The organism is Vibrio sp. Isolate33, assembly GCF_022397895.1.
Classification (GTDB): domain Bacteria; phylum Pseudomonadota; class Gammaproteobacteria; order Enterobacterales; family Vibrionaceae; genus Vibrio; species Vibrio pomeroyi.
Map to the genome: position 1 here is coordinate 62,810 of NZ_JAKEUP010000008.1, position 17,563 is coordinate 80,372.

Genomic DNA, 17,563 nt, shown 5'->3' on the forward strand with positions numbered 1-17,563 from the left:
GGTGAAGCGGTGTTTGGCAACTTAACTTAGCTAGTTGTCGACACATTATTTTGATCGGCTTTAAGGTAAGTAAGGGTTTAGTGAGGTGTGAATTTATTAGATTGATTAATTAACAAATACTTAGTTTGATTTTATGCTTGATTTGACCATGTTCAAACTGGTTAAGGAAAATACTACCTTAGTCTAAATTGTCGACAATTGTCTTGATTGTCGACAATTTAATCGTGTATTTTGTATTCATGTTATGGAATTGTTGACAATTGACGTTCAGCAATCAGAAGTGAGCAGCGTGAATATGAATACTGCGATAAAAGATCTCACCTTAAGTACAAATACGAAAACTCGTGTGAGCGATAAAGAAAACACCAAGTCAGAAAACCTGACCGAATACCTCGTTGAGGCGATTGTTAACGGTGAATTACCTCCGGGCAGTAAGATATCGGAGCCCGAGCTGGCTAAACGCTTTGAGGTCAGTCGTGGTCCTTTGCGTGAAGCGATTATGCGTGTCGAAGGGTTAGGGCTTATTGAGCGAATTCCTCATGTTGGCGCTCGAGTGATTACCTTTTCTGCTGACAAGCTACTTGAGCTTTACGCGGTGCGAGAAGCATTAGAAGGTATGGCTGCGCGACTCGCAGCAAGACATATCACACAAGAAGAGCTTATCGGGCTTGAAGCATTATTGTCGACACACTCTCAGCATATCGATGAAGTAGAAGGTTCTTCCTATTTCCACCAACACGGCGATTTCGATTTCCACTATCGAATCATTAAAGCCAGCCGCAACAGCAAACTCATTTCTCTGTTGTGTGATGAGCTTTATCACTTATTACGCATGTATCGCTACCAATCGCCTAGAGCGCAGTCTCGACCAAAAGAGGCGCTTGATGAACACAAATATATCCTACAAGCAATCCGCAATCGTGATGAAGAGCTAGCAGAAATGCTGATGCGACGACATATCTCCGGTAGTCGACTGCTTATCGAACAACAAATTCAATCCAAAGATATGGATTAACAGGCTTACAAATAAACAATTAACAGGGAGCGTCATTATGAAGTTATCAGCGGGAGCAAAGTTCCGACAAGCTGTGCAAGACAACGATCCACTGCAGATCGTCGGCACGGTGAATCCGTACTGCGCGATGATGGCAAAAAACTTGGGTCATCAAGCTATCTATTTGTCTGGTGGAGGTATCGCCAATGCGTCTTACGGTCTACCTGATCTGGGTATCACTACATTGAACGATGTGCTGGTGGATGTGGAACGCATTACCAACGCGTGTGATTTACCTTTGCTGGTGGATATCGATACAGGATTTGGCGGCGCATTTAATATTGCACGAACCATTCGAGCAATGGAAAAAGCGGGCGCTGCTGCCATTCATATGGAAGACCAAGTGGCTCAGAAGCGATGTGGTCATCGACCAAACAAAGCGATTGTTAGTCAGCAGGAAATGGTCGATCGAGTCAAAGCGGCAACCGATGCAAGAACTGATGAGAGTTTTGTGATTATGGCTCGTACCGACGCACTGGCCGTAGAAGGCATAGACAGTGCGATTGAACGCGCGATTGCGTGTGTTGAAGCCGGTGCGGACATGATTTTCCCAGAGGCGATGAATCAACTCGATCAGTACGTGAAGTTCTCGGCGGCGCTGAAATCAGCAACCGGTAAGCATGTGCCAATCTTGGCTAATATCACCGAATTTGGACAAACCCCACTCTACAACTGCAAAGAGCTGGCGCAATCTAATGTCGACATGGTGCTTTATCCACTCAGTGCATTCCGCGCAATGAACAAAGCGGCAGAGAATGTTTACAAACACTTGTTAGTTGAAGGTAATCAAGAAGCGCTGTTGGATTCAATGCAAACTCGTAAAGAGCTTTATGAACACCTGAATTACCACGACTACGAGAACAAGCTTGATCAATTGTTTTCGAGTGAAGAATAAAACCAGTTTCAAATATTAAAACATTAACTTAATCCAATAACGTGAATGGTTAGTCAGCCACATCGGGTCCGTGAAATCGAGTGAGATAGTCGTGGTCATCGAATACAAATAGTCAGCACCAAAGAGTGCAGGGCGGCTAACCCAGAGAAGGAGTTCATCATGTCTGTATCTTTGAGTGATAAAGCAACTGTCGATAATGCTTCAACAGTAAACCAACAAGAGAGTGCCAAATCGTCTAGCGCACCAGCGATTGGCGGTGCTGGTCTGCGAGGACAAAGTGCTGGGTCTACTGCGCTGTGTACGGTAGGGAAATCAGGAACGGGTTTAACTTACCGTGGTTATGACATAACTGACCTTGCGAATCATGCTCAATTTGAAGAAGTGGCTCACCTGCTATTGAGAGGCCATTTACCAAGCGAAAAAGAACTAGATGATTACAAAACATTGTTGGTTGGCTTACGTGGCTTGCCTGAGCCGTTGAAAACAGCATTAGAGCTTATTCCTGCTGAAGCTCACCCTATGGATGTGATGAGAACGGGCTGCTCAATGTTGGGTAACTTAGAGCAAGAATCTGACTTCTCTGAACAACTATCGGCAACAGAACGTATGCTTGCGCTTTTCCCTGCCATTATCTGCTATTGGTACCGCTTCAGTCACGATGGTGTGCGAATTGATACACAAGACCAAAGCGAAGCATGTCTGGGTGGCTACTTCTTGAAGATGCTAACGGACAAAGCTCCGAGTGAACTGCATAAGAAGGTAATGCATTGTTCGCTAACGCTTTACGCAGAGCATGAGTTCAATGCCTCTACCTTTGCGGCTCGTGTTTGCGCATCAACACTGTCGGATATCCATTCGTGTGTGACAGCAGCAATTGGCACACTAAGAGGCCCTCTACATGGCGGCGCGAATGAAGCGGCAATGGAAATGATCCAAGACTGGAAAACCGCCGATGAAGCTGAAGCGAACATCATGAAGATGCTTGCTAATAAAGATAAAATCATGGGATTTGGTCATGCTATTTATCGTGAGAGCGACCCACGCAACGCCCTAATTAAACGCTGGTCAAAAGAGTTGGCTCAAGAAGTTGACGATGAGCAGCTTTACGCGGTATCTGAACGTGTTGAAGCGGTAATGAAGCGTGAGAAAGGCCTGTTCTGTAATGCGGACTTCTTCCATGCTTCTGCCTATCACTTCATGGATATCCCTACCAAACTGTTCACGCCTATCTTTGTGATGAGTCGCCTTACCGGTTGGACAGCGCATGTGTTCGAGCAAAGAGAAAACAATCGCATCATTCGACCAAGTGCAGACTACACCGGGCCAGAGCATCAAGACTGGCTACCTATTCATTTACGTTAATCCTTCTGTCTCAAGGCGACTCATATATCGAGTTGTCCTTGAGAGCCAATGAATAGAATTTTAGATAATGGTGGATGTATGTCTGATGTGAAAATTGAGAAAAACTCGAGCCTTGATCAAAATATAGGCGTAGAAAATAGCCAATACAGAAAGGCTCTATCGGGAACGGGCTTAGAATATTTCGATGCTCGTGAAGCGGTAGACGCGATATCCCCGGGCAGCTATAAAACCTTGCCTTATACGTCGAGAGTATTGGCGGAGCAATTGGTAAGGCGCTGTGATCCTGCTGCTCTAGAAGATAGCTTAAAACAGATCATTGAGCGTAAGAGCGACTTAGATTTTCCTTGGTATCCCGCGCGTGTCGTGTGCCATGACATTCTAGGTCAAACCGCTTTGGTTGATTTGGCGGGTTTACGAGATGCGATTGCTGATCAAGGCGGAGACCCTTCTAAGGTTAATCCAGTGGTCGAAACCCAACTGATTGTTGATCACTCTTTAGCTGTGGAGCATGCAGGGTTTGATAGCCAAGCGTTTGATAAAAACCGTGCGATTGAAGAGCGCCGAAACGAAGATCGTTTTCATTTTATTGAATGGTGTAAAACGGCGTTTCAAAACGTTAGTGTGATTCCTGCAGGGAACGGGATTATGCACCAGATTAACTTGGAGAAAATGTCTCCGGTCATTCAATCTAAACAAGGTATTGCGTTCCCAGATACCTGTGTTGGTACCGACAGTCACACCCCTCACGTTGATGCGTTGGGCGTTATTGCCATTGGTGTCGGTGGTTTGGAAGCCGAGACGGTAATGCTAGGTCGTCCGTCGATGATGCGTTTGCCAGATATCGTGGGCGTTAAACTAACCGGTCAGCGACAGGAAGGGATAACCGCAACGGATATTGTGCTCGCGATTACAGAGTTCCTTCGCAGTGAAAGGGTTGTTTCAAGCTACTTAGAATTCTTCGGTGAAGGCGCACGTGCACTGACTATTGGTGATCGTGCGACTATCTCAAACATGACACCAGAATATGGTGCGACGGCGGGTATGTTCTATATTGATGAGCAGACCATTCAATACCTCAAGCTGACAGGTCGAGCTCCTGAGCAGGTTGAGTTAGTCGAACTTTACGCTAAGCAAACAGGACTATGGGCGGATGATCTCGATTCGGCTCACTATGAGCGTGTACTCGAGTTTGATTTATCAAAAGTTGAGCGAAACCTTGCAGGGCCTTCTAATCCTCATCGCCGCTTGCCAACCAGTGAACTTGCCGAGCAAGGCATCAGCCAAGCTTCTTGGAAAGCTCAACACGCGGAACAATATAGCGAAGAACAAATGCCAGATGGCGCGGTAATTATCGCTGCCATTACCTCATGTACCAATACCAGTAACCCAAGAAACGTGGTAGCAGCGGGACTAGTGGCGAAAAAAGCCAATCAACTTGGTTTGGTTCGCAAGCCATGGGTGAAAACGTCATTTGCTCCGGGTTCTAAGGTAGCCAAACTTTATCTTGAATCAGCAGGTTTGCTTCCTGAACTTGAACAGTTGGGTTTCGGCATTGTTGGCTATGCATGTACGACTTGTAACGGTATGAGCGGGGCATTGGATCCTCAAATTCAGCAAGAGATCATTGACCGCGACCTCTATTCCACAGCGGTGTTATCGGGCAACCGAAACTTTGATGGTCGAATCCATCCCTATGCAAAACAAGCCTTTCTAGCCTCACCGCCATTGGTGGTTGCTTATGCCTTAGCGGGTACGATTCGCTTTGATATTGAGAAAGACAGCTTAGGTACAGACAACAACGGTAAGCGAATCTACCTAAGTGACTTATGGCCAAGCGATGCAGAAATCGATGCGGTGGTTGGCGAGCATGTTAAACCACAACAGTTCCAACAAATTTACGTGAAAATGTTCCAGCCAGATGAAGAGCAGCTAAGCAGTGAGCCGCTGTACGATTGGCGACCTAAGAGTACTTATATTCGTAGACCACCTTATTGGGAAGGTGCGTTGGCGGGTGAGCGAAGCCTTTCTGGTATGAGACCTTTAGCGATCTTAGGTGACAACATAACCACCGATCATCTCTCACCATCAAATGCGATTCTAGCCTCAAGTGCGGCAGGTGAATACCTCACCAAAATGGATGTACCAGAAGAGGACTTTAACTCTTACGCGACTCACCGAGGGGATCACTTAACGGCACAAAGAGCTACCTTCGCCAATCCTAAACTGTTCAATGAAATGGTCAAGGAATCAGGAAGCGTGGTACAGGGTTCATTGGCACGAGTTGAGCCAGAGGGACAAGTAACTCGCATGTGGGAAGCGATAGAAACCTACATGAACCGTAAACAGCCTTTGATTGTTGTTGCAGGCGCAGACTATGGACAAGGTTCATCACGCGACTGGGCGGCTAAAGGAGTGCGTTTAGCGGGTGTTGAAGTGATTGTTGCTGAAGGCTTTGAGCGAATCCACCGAACCAACTTAGTGGGGATGGGCGTTTTGCCTTTGCAATTCAAAGAGGGGACGGATCGAAATACTTTAGAACTGGACGGTACCGAGCTTTACGATGTGTATGGTGACATCCAGGCGGGAGCGGATTTAGCGTTAGTCATTACTCGTAAAGATGGTCAAAAGCTTGATGTGCCAGTGACCTGTAGATTGGATACGGCAGACGAAGTGAATGTGTATAGCGCTGGTGGCGTATTACAACGCTTCGCCAAAGACTTTCTCGCGCAATAGGAGCTTGTGATGAACATTAAACAGATAAAAGTCCCAGCAACTTATATGCGTGGAGGAACCAGTAAAGGTGTTTTCTTCTGCTTGAATGACTTACCAGAAGTGGCGCAAGTTGCGGGAAAAGCGAGAGATGAGTTCCTTCTTCGTGTGATTGGCAGCCCAGATCCTTATGGTAAGCAAACCGATGGCATGGGCGGTGCGACATCCAGCACCAGCAAAACCGTCATCGTGTCGAAGAGTGGTAAAGTTGGTCACGATGTTGATTATCTCTTTGGCCAGGTAGCCATTGATAAGCCATTTGTCGATTGGAGCGGTAACTGCGGCAACTTGTCTGCGGCAATTGGTCCGTTCGCCATTCACAGTGGTTTGGTCGATTCAAGTCGTATTCCGGAAAACGGAGTCGTCGAAGTGCGAGTATGGCAAGTGAACATAGAGAAAACCATTATTGTTCATGTGCCTATCGTGGATGGTGAAGTCCAAGAGTTGGGAGATTTTGAGCTCGACGGTGTTACTTTCCCTGCAGCTGAAATCCAAGTTGATTTTCTGGACCCGGCAGACGCGAGTGGATCGATGTTTCCGACGGGAAATGTGGTCGATTTCTTAGATGTCCCGGAGTTAGGTTGCCTCAAAGCGACTTACATCAATGCTGGGATACCGACCATTTTTGTTGATGCTGAATCGGTTGGATATCAAGGCACTGAGCTTCAATCAGATATCAATAGTGATCCAAACGCCTTGGCATTGTTTGAGTCTATCCGAGCGCATGGCGCAGTTGCGATGGGGCTTATTGATTCGCTAGAACAAGCGGAATCACGCCAGCACACCCCAAAGGTCGCCTTTGTGGGCAAGCCTCAAGCGTATCAAGCTTCAAGTGGCAAGGCAGTTGCTGTCGCTGATACCAATCTGTTGGTCCGTGCTTTGTCTATGGGGCAGCTGCATCACGCCATGATGGGCACAGCTGCGGTTGCGATTGCTTCAGCGGCGAGTGTGCCGGGTACGCTAGTGAATTTAGCGGCGGGGGGAGGCTCTCGTGACTTTGTGACCTTTGGTCATCCATCAGGAACCTTGAAGGTTGGTGCTAAAGCGCATCAGGCCGAGAATGGATGGAAAATTGAGAGGGCGATTATGAGTCGTAGTGCCCGAGTGATCATGGAAGGTGCCATTCGTGTGCCTTTTCCCAAATAAAGCGATTGTCGTGAACGGTTAAATGTTCCGAAAGCAACGCTGAGAAAAGAGTGCAACCAAGCGCTACTGCTAAAGGCTAGCCGCTTGAAAATGGATAAATCATGGAGGAGGCACTATGTCTGCTACAAATCGAATGACTAGAAAAACGGATTACATCACCGAGTATCAATGGGCGAGGGAAGATCCAAATTCGTTCTGGGAAACACAATCACAAGCCATTGATTGGTATGAGTCTCCAAAAACGACATTACAAACGGACGATAACGGTATTGAACGCTGGTTCCCTGATGGGGTGATGAATACTTGTTGGTTGGCTTTGGATTATCATTGTGAACATGGCCGTGGTGATAAGGTCGCACTGATTTACGATTCGCCAGTCACGGGTATCAAGTCGTCTTACACCTACAATGAGCTTCGCGAGCAAGTGGAGAAGACCGCTGGTATGTTGGCAGAACAGGGCGTCACCAAAGGCGATCGTGTAGTCATCTACATGCCCATGATTCCTGAAGCAGCTATGGCAATGTTAGCCTGTGCTCGGTTAGGAGCGGTGCACTCTGTGGTGTTCGGCGGGTTTGCCCCGCACGAGCTTGCAGTTCGAATTGAAGATGCTGAACCTAAAGTACTGATCACCGCCTCATGCGGCATCGAAATCAACAAGGTTCTACCGTATAAACCAATGGTTGACCGCGCAATCATGGATAGCCGTTGGAAGCCAGAGAAGGTCGTGGTCTTCCAGAGAGAGCAATGCCTTGCAGAGTTAAACAACGAGCGTGACTTGCATTGGCAACAAGCTGTTGCTGGCGCTGAGCCTCATGAGTGTGTACCTGTTTTGGCAACCGACCCGTTATATATTTTGTATACCTCAGGTACGACAGGCAAACCTAAAGGCGTAGTCCGTGATAATGGCGGCCATGCGGTCGCGATGAAATACTCGATGAGTACCATCTACGATATGCCACAAGACGGTGTATTTTGGGCGGCTTCCGATGTGGGGTGGGTAGTTGGGCATTCCTATATTGTCTATGCACCACTGATTCATGGCTGCACTACGATTCTGTTTGAAGGTAAGCCAGTGCGGACACCTGATCCGGGCGCATTCTGGCGCGTGTGTGAAGAATATAAAGTCGATGTTCTATTCTCGGCGCCAACTGCATTCAGAGCGATAAAGAAGGAAGACCCAGAAGGTGAGTTGCTGACCAAGTATGACTTGTCATCACTCAAGTCGATCTTCATGGCCGGCGAGCGTTTAGACCCGCCAACATTGGATTGGGTTGAATCTCATACGAGCAAACCAGTTATCGACCATTGGTGGCAGACCGAGACGGGTTGGGCTATCTCAGCTAACCCGACAGGACTTGAGTCTCTACCTGTGAAAGCAGGCTCTTCAACCAAACCTGTACCGGGTTATCAAGTGGAGATCCTCAATGAGTTGGGCGAGCCTGCACTCGCTAACCAACAAGGTTTCGTGGCACTCAAACGACCACTTCCACCTGGCTGTTTGCCGACGGTATGGCGCAACCATGATAGGTTTGAATCGGGTTATTTAAGCCAATTTCCAGGTTATTACGTCTCGGGCGATGGTGGTTATCTCGATGAAGATGGTTACCTATTTATCATGGGACGCATTGATGACGTGATAAATGTCGCAGGGCATCGTTTGTCTACTGGTGAAATGGAAGAGATCGTTGGTGGCCACCCTGCCATCGCAGAATGTGCCGTGGTCGGTATTCACGATGATCTAAAAGGTCAGCTTCCTCTTGGGTTCGTTGTTCTGAAAGATGGTGTGAAAGTTGATGGCGAAGATCTTCAAGCTGAGCTAGTGGGTAAGGTTCGAAATGAGATCGGTGCTGTCGCATGTTTTAAGCAAGCCTTGGTAGTCGAGAGGTTGCCTAAGACGCGTTCCGGCAAAATCTTACGCAGAACTATCCGACAGATAGCCGAAGGTGAGCAATACGTGGTGCCTTCAACTATTGATGACCCAACAAGCTTAACGGAAATTGCAGAAAAGCTCGGCAAATAAAGGCTAGGTTGAATCTGAGTTGTGGCTTGGTTCTTTAAATAACACTTAGTTTGATGAAGTATAACTAGGCGTGATGCTTTATCTAAACTCTGCTTTATTCATCTCCCAATGCATCGCATTTACTATGACCTCATTATGAAATACAAATAATGAGGTCTTTTTATGCGAGCTTACTTCTTTTTGATTACTTTACTTGTTAGTGGTGCTGCGAGCGCCGGTATTTCAAAGGATGAAGCGAGTAGAGCGCTGCTGGAGCCTTTAAGCCACCCTAAGATATTTAAATGTGTCTCCAAGACGGGTGTCGACTTGTATCAAGCCGTGTTTGATATTGGTGTTGGCTACGAGGCAGATCCCATAAACTCCAAGATGATTGTGAATTCAAGAAAAGGACGCTACGAATATCAAATTTTAGGCGCAGTGAAATCACAAAGAGCAGGTGAAACCGTTGTGCTGACTCGTCATGTCGGTGACGGTGTTCAAGTTGCGGCCATGATTGATGAGGAAAATGGTAAGATACTTGGGATAGGCGATAAACATCATTATCGAGATTGTGGTGTACGCCCGCCTGCTAGCGTAGCGACTATGCAGAATTTTTGGTCGCGCGGCTAAAAGCTACATCGGAATCTGAACTGTTATAAATAAGAATTATCGAGGCGACCTGAATGGTCGCTTTTTTGTTTTTGATGTATCAAATCTTATCCAAGGTATATGTAAGATTTCAACTATGTGTTGGTTGAATGATACATAGCTGAACATTATGTATCGTCTAAACTTGGCTTTATTTATCTCGATAACGCTTCAATTTAAGATGGCTTCATTCCAAACGAAGAACTAAGCGAGACTCCTATGAAATTCACAAAACCTTTCCTTTTAGCGACACTGATTGTGACTCTTTCTGGTTGTGCATCACCGGCAATGGATAACGAAAATGAAAACGCAGCACGTAACCGTGGCGCTGTTGGTGGTGCTTTATTAGGAGCGACAGCTGGCGCTTTGACTGGAGACGCGAGTTTAGCCGTGAAGGGCGCAGCGTTAGGTGGTGTGACCGGTGGTGTTGCGGGTTCTATGAAAGATACCGACGACGCGCGAAATGCTCAACGAACTCAAGTGACAGCAGACGGCCTAGCACAAGACAATCGTACTGACGCTGAAAAGCGAGTTGCAGAAGTCGAAGCAGAAATTAAGCTTATTGAACTGGAGCAGCAGCTTGCTGACCTCAAAGAAGAGAAAGATGACAACGGTGCATAACGTCAGCTCTCTGATTCACGCTTAATCAATTCAATCTAAATCAAAAATGGTCACTTTATGTGGCCATTTCTGTATTTAAAACACTCAGTTCAAACAACGAATTAATTCAATAGCTTGTATAGATACTCACTGCAAGTAAACTAGACTCTGTTTAGATATTAATTGGGTTTAAGAAGCGTACTTGTCATGAACGTCACTTTAAGGGCTGCAAAGCATAACGATCTCGAACAACTTAACGAGTTAATGTTCGATCTTCACCACCACCATCACATTGCCTGTCCTGAGCATTTTAAAACAGCAGAAGAGATAGAGCAGGAGAAGAGTATTGCAAGATACTTAGATGACCCTGAATGCTTGGTGTATGTAGCGTTAAGAGGTGAACTGATTGTTGGTTTCATTTCGGGACATTTTTGCGAGCTGATTTCTACTGTGAGCAAACCGGTTCAAATGGGCAGTGTCGATGAGCTTTTTGTTTTGCCAGAATACCGAAAAGCAGAAGTCGCCCAGATGCTGTTTAATCGTGTAGAGTCTACTTTTGAAGACTACGGAGTGACTCAGGTTTTTGTTGAGGTTTGGGATTTTAATTCACCTGCCAAGGACTTCTATCAAAAAATGGGGTTCACACCTCACATTCAATGGATGAGGAAGGCTTTGAATAAAACATAGACAGCGATTTTATGTGGGTTTGATTACAATAGGGTCTGTTGACCTTCCGCGCTGATTTTTGCAGCACTTTGTGGGGAATTCATACAAGGCAGAGGCTTTGACATATAGCTAGCCTAGATGAAAACCGATAATGTATTAGAAATGAACCACAAATGCTGCCCGAAGGGTTCGGCTAAAACCGTTTTATTCTTTGTTGAAGACTATTTGCTTAGAATGACTAGGCTACATACTCTTCGCCGCGCCTAAAACGATTTTATCTCGAACAAAATTTCACCACAAAAGATCAGCAGACCCTAGGCTCGAGCATTAGCAGTCTTTATTTTTTTCTATTATTTTTAGGTAAATTCGTTGGTTATTCGATATTTATTAGTTCTTATTATTTCTCTTTTGAGTACTACTTCCGCTTGGGCGAGCAACACCTTGCCTGATCATATTGCGGGCGCCTTATGTGTAGTGCGTGCTGATAACCAAATTGTGTTGGTTGATGAACTGATCACGGGTCAATTATCTTTGCCGGGTGGCACGGTTGTTTCTGGTGAGCCGCCAGCGATTGCAGCGCAACGTGAAACTTGGGAAGAGGCCGGTTTGTCCGTCACCGTTGGTGATGTGTTGGGTTACACCGATAGCGCCGTTGTGTTTGACTGTGTCTCTGATTCTGAAGTGATCAGCTATCAAGCTCGAAATGAGCTAGGTGGTTTTGAACTTCCTATCTGGTTTGCTCCTCACTATGGAGTAGAGGTCAGCAGAGCGATGTTACTTCCTCCTACTGAGTTGGAAGCAAACCAATACCGCTACCCAGAACAGTGGTCTGAGATTAACGAACTGTTTCTTTCCGCGACGGATCAGCCAGTGACTTATGTGACTGAGCTGGTGGGCGCTGCGCCGAAAGTTCATCAAGTTGAATTGAGCTGGATTGTTTCACTTCAAAACACGTTCGATAATTTACCGAGTGTGTTTTCTTATACGGTACTTCTGACTGACTTACTCGCAAAGCCTTGGGTTTTCATCATTATCCTGCCGTTGATTGCTTGGCATTTTGGCCGTAATTTTGCGTTGAAGTTTGGTTTTACGTTGATATCAGTAACGCTGCTTACGCTAATTGCTCACCAAGGCTTTGGCTTTCCACGTCCGCACGCTTATCTTCCAACACTGAAATTAGTGATGAGTAGTGGCTATAGTTTTCCAAGCCAACTAGCGGCTTTATGGGTTAGTTTAACTTTGTTGGTGCTTTGGAAGCTTAAACGCCTGTTTGAGCAAAAATCCTTGTTGATTGTGCTAGCCGGTCTGCTTTGGATAATGTTGTTTAAGTCTTACTCAGGCAGTGCTTTCTTTAGCGATGTCTTGATGGGAGGCATATTAGGTGCGTTAACAACGTGGCATATCGTGAGGTTAGACACCAAGCCTGATGTTGATATCAGTGTGTTATTGAGTTCTAAAGGCGTTTGGTGGGGGCTGTGCCTACTATCAATTGTTCTAACCGTTATCTGGCCACTGCCAACCTTCTCATTCTGGGTGGCTATTTTGATGACGATTGCTTGTTTGGTGACGTTAACGGATTCAAAGCCTTTGGCCGGTCAGTTCTCATTTAAGGTCGTAGTTGGGGTTATTGCGATGTTACTTGCCGGTAACCTGTTGATCAGTTGGGCAGGGAGCTTCGTCTCTTTTAGTGGCATCGCTTCATTTATTGTCGAAACGTTACGTTTTCCAATATTGATTCTATTTGGTGTTGTCGCATTCCGTCTGCCTTGGGCTAGGAAATAGTTAAACCACTCGTGTTAAATAAAAGAAGGCTGTGCACTGCACAGCCTTCTTTGTTTCAACGATACGATTCGAATGCTTACGAGTTGAAGATAAACTTTTCAATCGCAACAGCAACACCGTGGTCGTCATTGCTTGCTGTAATGTAGTCAGCTAGCTTCTTGGTTTCTTCCATTGCGTTATCCATTGCAATACCAAGGCCCGCGTATTCGAGCATATGGTGGTCGTTTTCAGCGTCTCCCATACAGATCACTTCTTCGGCTTTAATACCTAAGTGCTTAGCAATCGCTTCAATACCGACACCCTTGTTTGAATTTGGGTTTAAGAACTCTAAGAAGAAGGGTGCACTTTGCACGATGGTAAACTGAGTCTTAAGTTCTTGTGGCAACTTGCTGATGATTTCGGTCAACTTGCTTGGCTCAGCAACAATCATGGTTTTGATGATTTCGTGATCGTCTTCTAGTTGAGAAAAGTCGAACTCGGTAATTTCTAAACCATTAATGCGTGCTTCAATGCCAGTGTATTCGTTGTTCTCTGGCGTAATTAAACCATGAACCTTGCTGAATGCATGAACGTAACCACCTAGCTGTGTAGCAAGTGCTGCGATTTCTTTCGCGGCTTTACCATTGCTGATCTCGCTGTGAATGATCTCTTTTGTCGACACATTCTGAACCATAGAGCCGTTGTAGAAGAGCACAAAGTCATCTTCGCCGTTGATTGATAGCTCATCTAGCTTACTCTGCATGCCTTCTAAAGGGCGACCAGAAGCCAGAACCACTTTCACACCTGCAGCACGAGCTTTAGCAATCGCATCTTTGTTCTCTTGAGAAATCACTTTTTCACTGTTAAGCAGTGTGCCATCCATATCAAGAGCAATCAGTTTGTACATGTTGTTCCTTACTAAAAAATTAAAAGCTAACGAAATCTAATGGGCGAAAGGATAAGGGAACTTGAAACTTCAGGCTAGGGCTTTGATCAACTGATTTATCAGTACTCATTTGTTTGACCAAAAGAGGTAAGTGCTTTAAGGTCTGCGGTTGATTAATTTCATCAAATGATTGAGCTGAGGGAAAGTTGTACAAGATTAATGAAATGTTTGAAACCATCCAAGGCGAGGGCGTGTTTACTGGCGTTCCTGCTATTTTTGTTCGTCTGCAAATTTGCCCTGTTGGCTGTTCTTGGTGCGACACCAAACAGACTTGGGAAGCATTACCAGAAGATGAAACTAGCCTTGGCGATATCATGGTTAAGACAGAGGATTCACCCACTTGGTCAGCCATTGATGCCCAAGGAATCGTCAATGAATACATCAAGCAAGGTTACACGGCTAAGCACATTGTAATTACTGGTGGTGAGCCGTGCATTTATGATCTTGTCCCTCTTACTGAAGCGTTTGAGCAACACGGTTGTCGTTGTCAGATTGAGACTAGCGGTACATCAGAAGTTAAAGCAACAAGCAATACGTGGGTTACGGTGTCACCAAAAGTAGCAATGAAAGCGAAACTGGAAATCTTAGACAGTGCCTTACGACGCGCTAACGAGATTAAACATCCAGTAGGAACCGGAAAAGACATCGAACAGCTAGATGGTTTACTAGAGCGAGCGGCTGTTTCGAGCGACACTGTGATCGCATTGCAACCGATTAGCCAAAAAGATCGCGCGACACAGCTTTGTATTGATACCTGCATTGAGCGCAATTGGCGTTTATCAATCCAAACTCACAAGTATTTGAGCATCGCGTAGTAGGTTAGATCGCATAGTCGGTTAGATTGTAGATAGCTCGTCAGTTTTAGGTAGGAATGAAAATGAAAAAAGCAGTTGTAGTATTCAGTGGTGGTCAAGACTCAACAACATGTCTTGTTCAAGCATTAAAAGAGTATGACGAGGTTCATGCAATTACATTTGATTATGGTCAGCGCCACCGACTAGAGATTGAAGTGGCTGAGTCATTGTCAAAAGAGCTTGGTGTGAAAGCACATAAAGTGATGGATGTGACTCTGTTGAATGAGCTAGCGATCAGCTCTCTAACGCGTGACGATATTCCAGTATCACACGAGCTACAAGAGAACGGATTACCGAACTCATTCGTTCCTGGTCGTAATATTCTTTTCTTAACGCTGGCAGGTATCTACGCGTACCAGATCGGCGCTGAAACTGTAATTACTGGTGTGTGTGAGACTGACTTCTCTGGCTACCCAGATTGCCGCAATGATTTCGTAAAAGCGATGAACTCTGCGTTAGTGCAAGGCATGGACAAGCAGCTTGATATCAAAACACCACTGATGTGGCTGAACAAGGCTGAGACATGGGCGTTGGCCGACCAATACTCAGCACTTGAGCTTGTTCACAACAAAACCCTGACTTGCTACAACGGCATTATCGGTGATGGTTGTGGCGATTGCCCTGCGTGTGAATTACGTAAAGTAGGCCTTAATGATTACCTCGGTGACCGTGAAAGCATCATGGCTGAGTTGGTTCGCAAACAGGCTGAGAATAAATAACATCAGGTAAGTCTATTGGGTCGTTATAGGCATCGATGATGCAGTTTCGGCCATTACTCTTCGCTTGATAAAGTGCTTGGTCAAGAACTGAGTACAAGTCATCAAAGTCACTTAATGCGTTTGAGGTTGCTAGGTAAGCAAAGCTCGCGGTCACATTAAGTGGCTTTTTGCTTTCTGATAAGAAGACAGTGCTTGATATAGCGTAGTGCAACTCCTCAACGCGCTCCCGTACTTCAGAAGGCTTTGTATCGGTCAGCATGATGACAAACTCTTCGCCGCCTAAACGGCCAAACAATTCACCGTTCATTAAGTGTTTTCTTATTTGCTGACTAACATGAACCAGCGCTTTGTCGCCAGTAGGGTGGCCATGTTGGTCATTTATCTTTTTAAACTTATCTAAGTCCAGCAAAACAAGAACGTGTTGCTTGTCCTTTTCTGGACAACGTTTTATTCGCTTAATTCTTCGTATTATTTCGGTGCGGCCATATGCTTTGGTCATTGCGTCAATGGCTGCTTTAGCTCGAACGGTTCTGTTTACCAATACCGTAAAGCTTGCAGCACACAGCAATAGAATCACAATGATGTTGTACATCCACCTTTGATGTTCCATCTTTTCAATTTGAAGGCGGTCGAGCTTCGTCTGATGTGTTAGAAAAGAGTTTTCCAACTCTTGCTCATATTGAGCGTGAGTTAGGTCTAATGCTTCGAAGGCTAATCGATTATCAATGTCTCGTGCTTCCATCTGTATGGACGAGTAGCGTTGGTAGAAGTAAAACGCTTGCTGGTAATCGGCCAGTGATTGATGAATATCAGAAAGCTGAAGAAGGGCCCCTGCGATGTATTTATGTCTAGCAACTTGCTCAGCTAACTCTAACGCTTGTTGTGCATAATTGAGCGCTTCTTCCATTAGTTTTTGCTCTTCGAACATATCGCTGATTGCCAAGTAAGCGTTGATTCGAATGACATCGTTGTTGAGCTCGCTGGAAGCTGAAAGAGAGTCGACTAAATAGCTTCTCGCTAGATCATAGTCATTGGTTTGTGTGTAAGCCTTACCCAAACCAAGATTGGTTAGAGCGATGCCGTAGCTATGAGATGATGCACTCAGTAACACTTTAGCTTGCTTAAAATGGGTAATCGCTAAATCATTTTTCCTTTGATTTAGGTAAAGGTCAGCTAAGCTATGATGCACTTGAGCTTTCATTAAGTCAGAAGCATCAGCCCTGAGTACCAGCGCTTCTTCTAAGTACTGCGCCGATTTATCGTATTGCTTGAGTTCTTTGAGTAAATTGCCCACATCATTGTATATTCCTGAAATATCATGCCCTTGTGGGAATACATTGATCAATGCGAGGTAGGTGCTTAGCGCTGCTTGATAGTCACTACGGAAATGGTGATTGTTGGCGATGACTCGATAAGTTCCAAATTTAGGCAAGACTGGATCTGCGATGTCATGTAGATCGGATTGAAGAGCGGAGCAGTAGTAGTTCGCTTGATGATATTTCGCTTGCTCGTTAAGGGAGCGGCATAGTTGGTATTTCAGTAGCGCTCTTCCCGTTAAATCGCTGCGTGATTGCATCTTCGCCAGCAAAGTCAAAAAGCCTTGTTGTGCCTCTTCATATTGACCTTTGCCGTCTTTCATCAGAGCAGAAATAAACGCTTCTTCAATTGCTTGATATTCGCTGTCATTCGAAGCTATGCCATAGAATGGTTGATCGCGATGGCTCATGTATTGATACAAAAGAGACGATAGGTAAAGCTTATCTCCGTAAACCGTTGAGCTCGTATAACGTGTCTGCAGCATGTTTAACGCACGTTCAGGAGAGTGGTTCAAAGTCGAGAGGTAAAGCGCATTCCAATCAGCGTTGGGAGTGGTGTTAGCGTCTAAATTGGAAGAATAATTGGATGACTTGTGGTCACGATCTGAAGTCGATACTTGGCTATAAGAATTAAAACTAATGAAAAGAAGAAAGGTAACGAAAGCAGAGTGAATCACAAGAAAGTATCAGTTAGATAAAGAGCGATATTCTATGATTAATTTGATATTGCTTCAATTTTTGGGTGATGTATGTAGGAGGTTGTGCGAGGAGGTTCTCGAATTTAACGAGTATTATCAGAGGTATATCGGCCGTACGTATTCGCACGGC

Annotated in this window: 14 protein-coding genes; 12 read left to right on the top strand and 2 right to left on the bottom strand. The window is 45.4% G+C overall.

Annotated features, from left to right (window positions below; translation table 11 throughout):
* Nucleotides 1-295 precede the first annotated feature (295 nt).
* The 10 genes from L1D37_RS13255 to L1D37_RS13300 all read left to right on the top strand — a co-directional run bounded on the left by L1D37_RS13255 (nucleotide 296) and on the right by L1D37_RS13300 (nucleotide 12,921).
* Nucleotides 296-1,015 (top strand): GntR family transcriptional regulator, encoded by a 720-nt coding sequence (locus L1D37_RS13255; protein ID WP_176681949.1) that lies wholly within the window; start codon nucleotides 296-298, stop codon nucleotides 1,013-1,015.
* 37 nt (nucleotides 1,016-1,052) lie between these two features.
* On the top strand, nucleotides 1,053-1,949 hold the full coding sequence (gene prpB / locus L1D37_RS13260; protein ID WP_239848188.1) for a methylisocitrate lyase: 897 nt from the start codon (nucleotides 1,053-1,055) through the stop codon (nucleotides 1,947-1,949).
* Nucleotides 1,950-2,108: 159 nt separating this feature from the next.
* Nucleotides 2,109-3,311, top strand: a complete 1,203-nt coding sequence (prpC, locus tag L1D37_RS13265; RefSeq protein WP_239848189.1) for a 2-methylcitrate synthase — start codon at nucleotides 2,109-2,111, stop codon at nucleotides 3,309-3,311.
* Nucleotides 3,312-3,389: 78 nt separating this feature from the next.
* The gene (acnD, locus tag L1D37_RS13270; protein ID WP_239848190.1) at nucleotides 3,390-6,044 is read left to right on the top strand and encodes a Fe/S-dependent 2-methylisocitrate dehydratase AcnD; all 2,655 of its coding nucleotides are present in this window, start codon (nucleotides 3,390-3,392) and stop codon (nucleotides 6,042-6,044) included.
* A gap of 9 nt (nucleotides 6,045-6,053) precedes the next feature.
* Entirely contained in the window at nucleotides 6,054-7,226 is a 1,173-nt protein-coding gene (gene prpF / locus L1D37_RS13275) for a 2-methylaconitate cis-trans isomerase PrpF (RefSeq protein ID WP_239848191.1), read from the top strand.
* Between the two features lie 115 nt (nucleotides 7,227-7,341).
* Complete coding sequence (locus tag L1D37_RS13280; RefSeq protein WP_239848192.1) at nucleotides 7,342-9,246, top strand: propionyl-CoA synthetase; 1,905 nt, start codon at nucleotides 7,342-7,344, stop codon at nucleotides 9,244-9,246.
* 162 nt (nucleotides 9,247-9,408) lie between these two features.
* Nucleotides 9,409-9,855 carry a hypothetical protein gene (locus L1D37_RS13285; RefSeq protein WP_239848193.1) on the top strand — a complete coding sequence of 149 codons (447 nt, stop codon included), beginning with the start codon at nucleotides 9,409-9,411 and terminating at the stop codon, nucleotides 9,853-9,855.
* A 237-nt stretch (nucleotides 9,856-10,092) separates the two neighbouring features.
* Nucleotides 10,093-10,494 (top strand): glycine zipper domain-containing protein, encoded by a 402-nt coding sequence (locus L1D37_RS13290; RefSeq protein ID WP_017631231.1) that lies wholly within the window; start codon nucleotides 10,093-10,095, stop codon nucleotides 10,492-10,494.
* 186 nt (nucleotides 10,495-10,680) lie between these two features.
* Complete coding sequence (locus L1D37_RS13295) at nucleotides 10,681-11,160, top strand: GNAT family N-acetyltransferase (protein ID WP_239848194.1); 480 nt, start codon at nucleotides 10,681-10,683, stop codon at nucleotides 11,158-11,160.
* A gap of 348 nt (nucleotides 11,161-11,508) precedes the next feature.
* Nucleotides 11,509-12,921, top strand: a complete 1,413-nt coding sequence (locus L1D37_RS13300; protein WP_239848195.1) for a phosphatase PAP2 family protein — start codon at nucleotides 11,509-11,511, stop codon at nucleotides 12,919-12,921.
* A gap of 76 nt (nucleotides 12,922-12,997) precedes the next feature.
* On the opposite strand, the gene L1D37_RS13305 is transcribed toward L1D37_RS13300, so the two are convergent.
* A complete protein-coding gene (locus L1D37_RS13305) occupies nucleotides 12,998-13,807 on the bottom strand; it encodes a Cof-type HAD-IIB family hydrolase (protein ID WP_239848196.1) in 810 nt (269 codons plus the stop codon).
* Between the two features lie 185 nt (nucleotides 13,808-13,992).
* Between L1D37_RS13305 and queE the strand changes: the two genes are divergently transcribed.
* Nucleotides 13,993-14,661 carry a 7-carboxy-7-deazaguanine synthase QueE gene (gene queE, locus L1D37_RS13310; protein WP_345779439.1) on the top strand — a complete coding sequence of 223 codons (669 nt, stop codon included), beginning with the start codon at nucleotides 13,993-13,995 and terminating at the stop codon, nucleotides 14,659-14,661.
* A gap of 62 nt (nucleotides 14,662-14,723) precedes the next feature.
* Nucleotides 14,724-15,419 carry a 7-cyano-7-deazaguanine synthase QueC gene (queC, locus tag L1D37_RS13315; RefSeq protein ID WP_239848198.1) on the top strand — a complete coding sequence of 232 codons (696 nt, stop codon included), beginning with the start codon at nucleotides 14,724-14,726 and terminating at the stop codon, nucleotides 15,417-15,419.
* Here the strand turns inward: queC and L1D37_RS13320 are convergent.
* A complete protein-coding gene (locus L1D37_RS13320; protein ID WP_239848199.1) occupies nucleotides 15,379-17,412 on the bottom strand; it encodes a diguanylate cyclase in 2,034 nt (677 codons plus the stop codon). The genes queC and L1D37_RS13320 overlap by 41 nt on opposite strands.
* Nucleotides 17,413-17,563 lie beyond the last annotated feature (151 nt).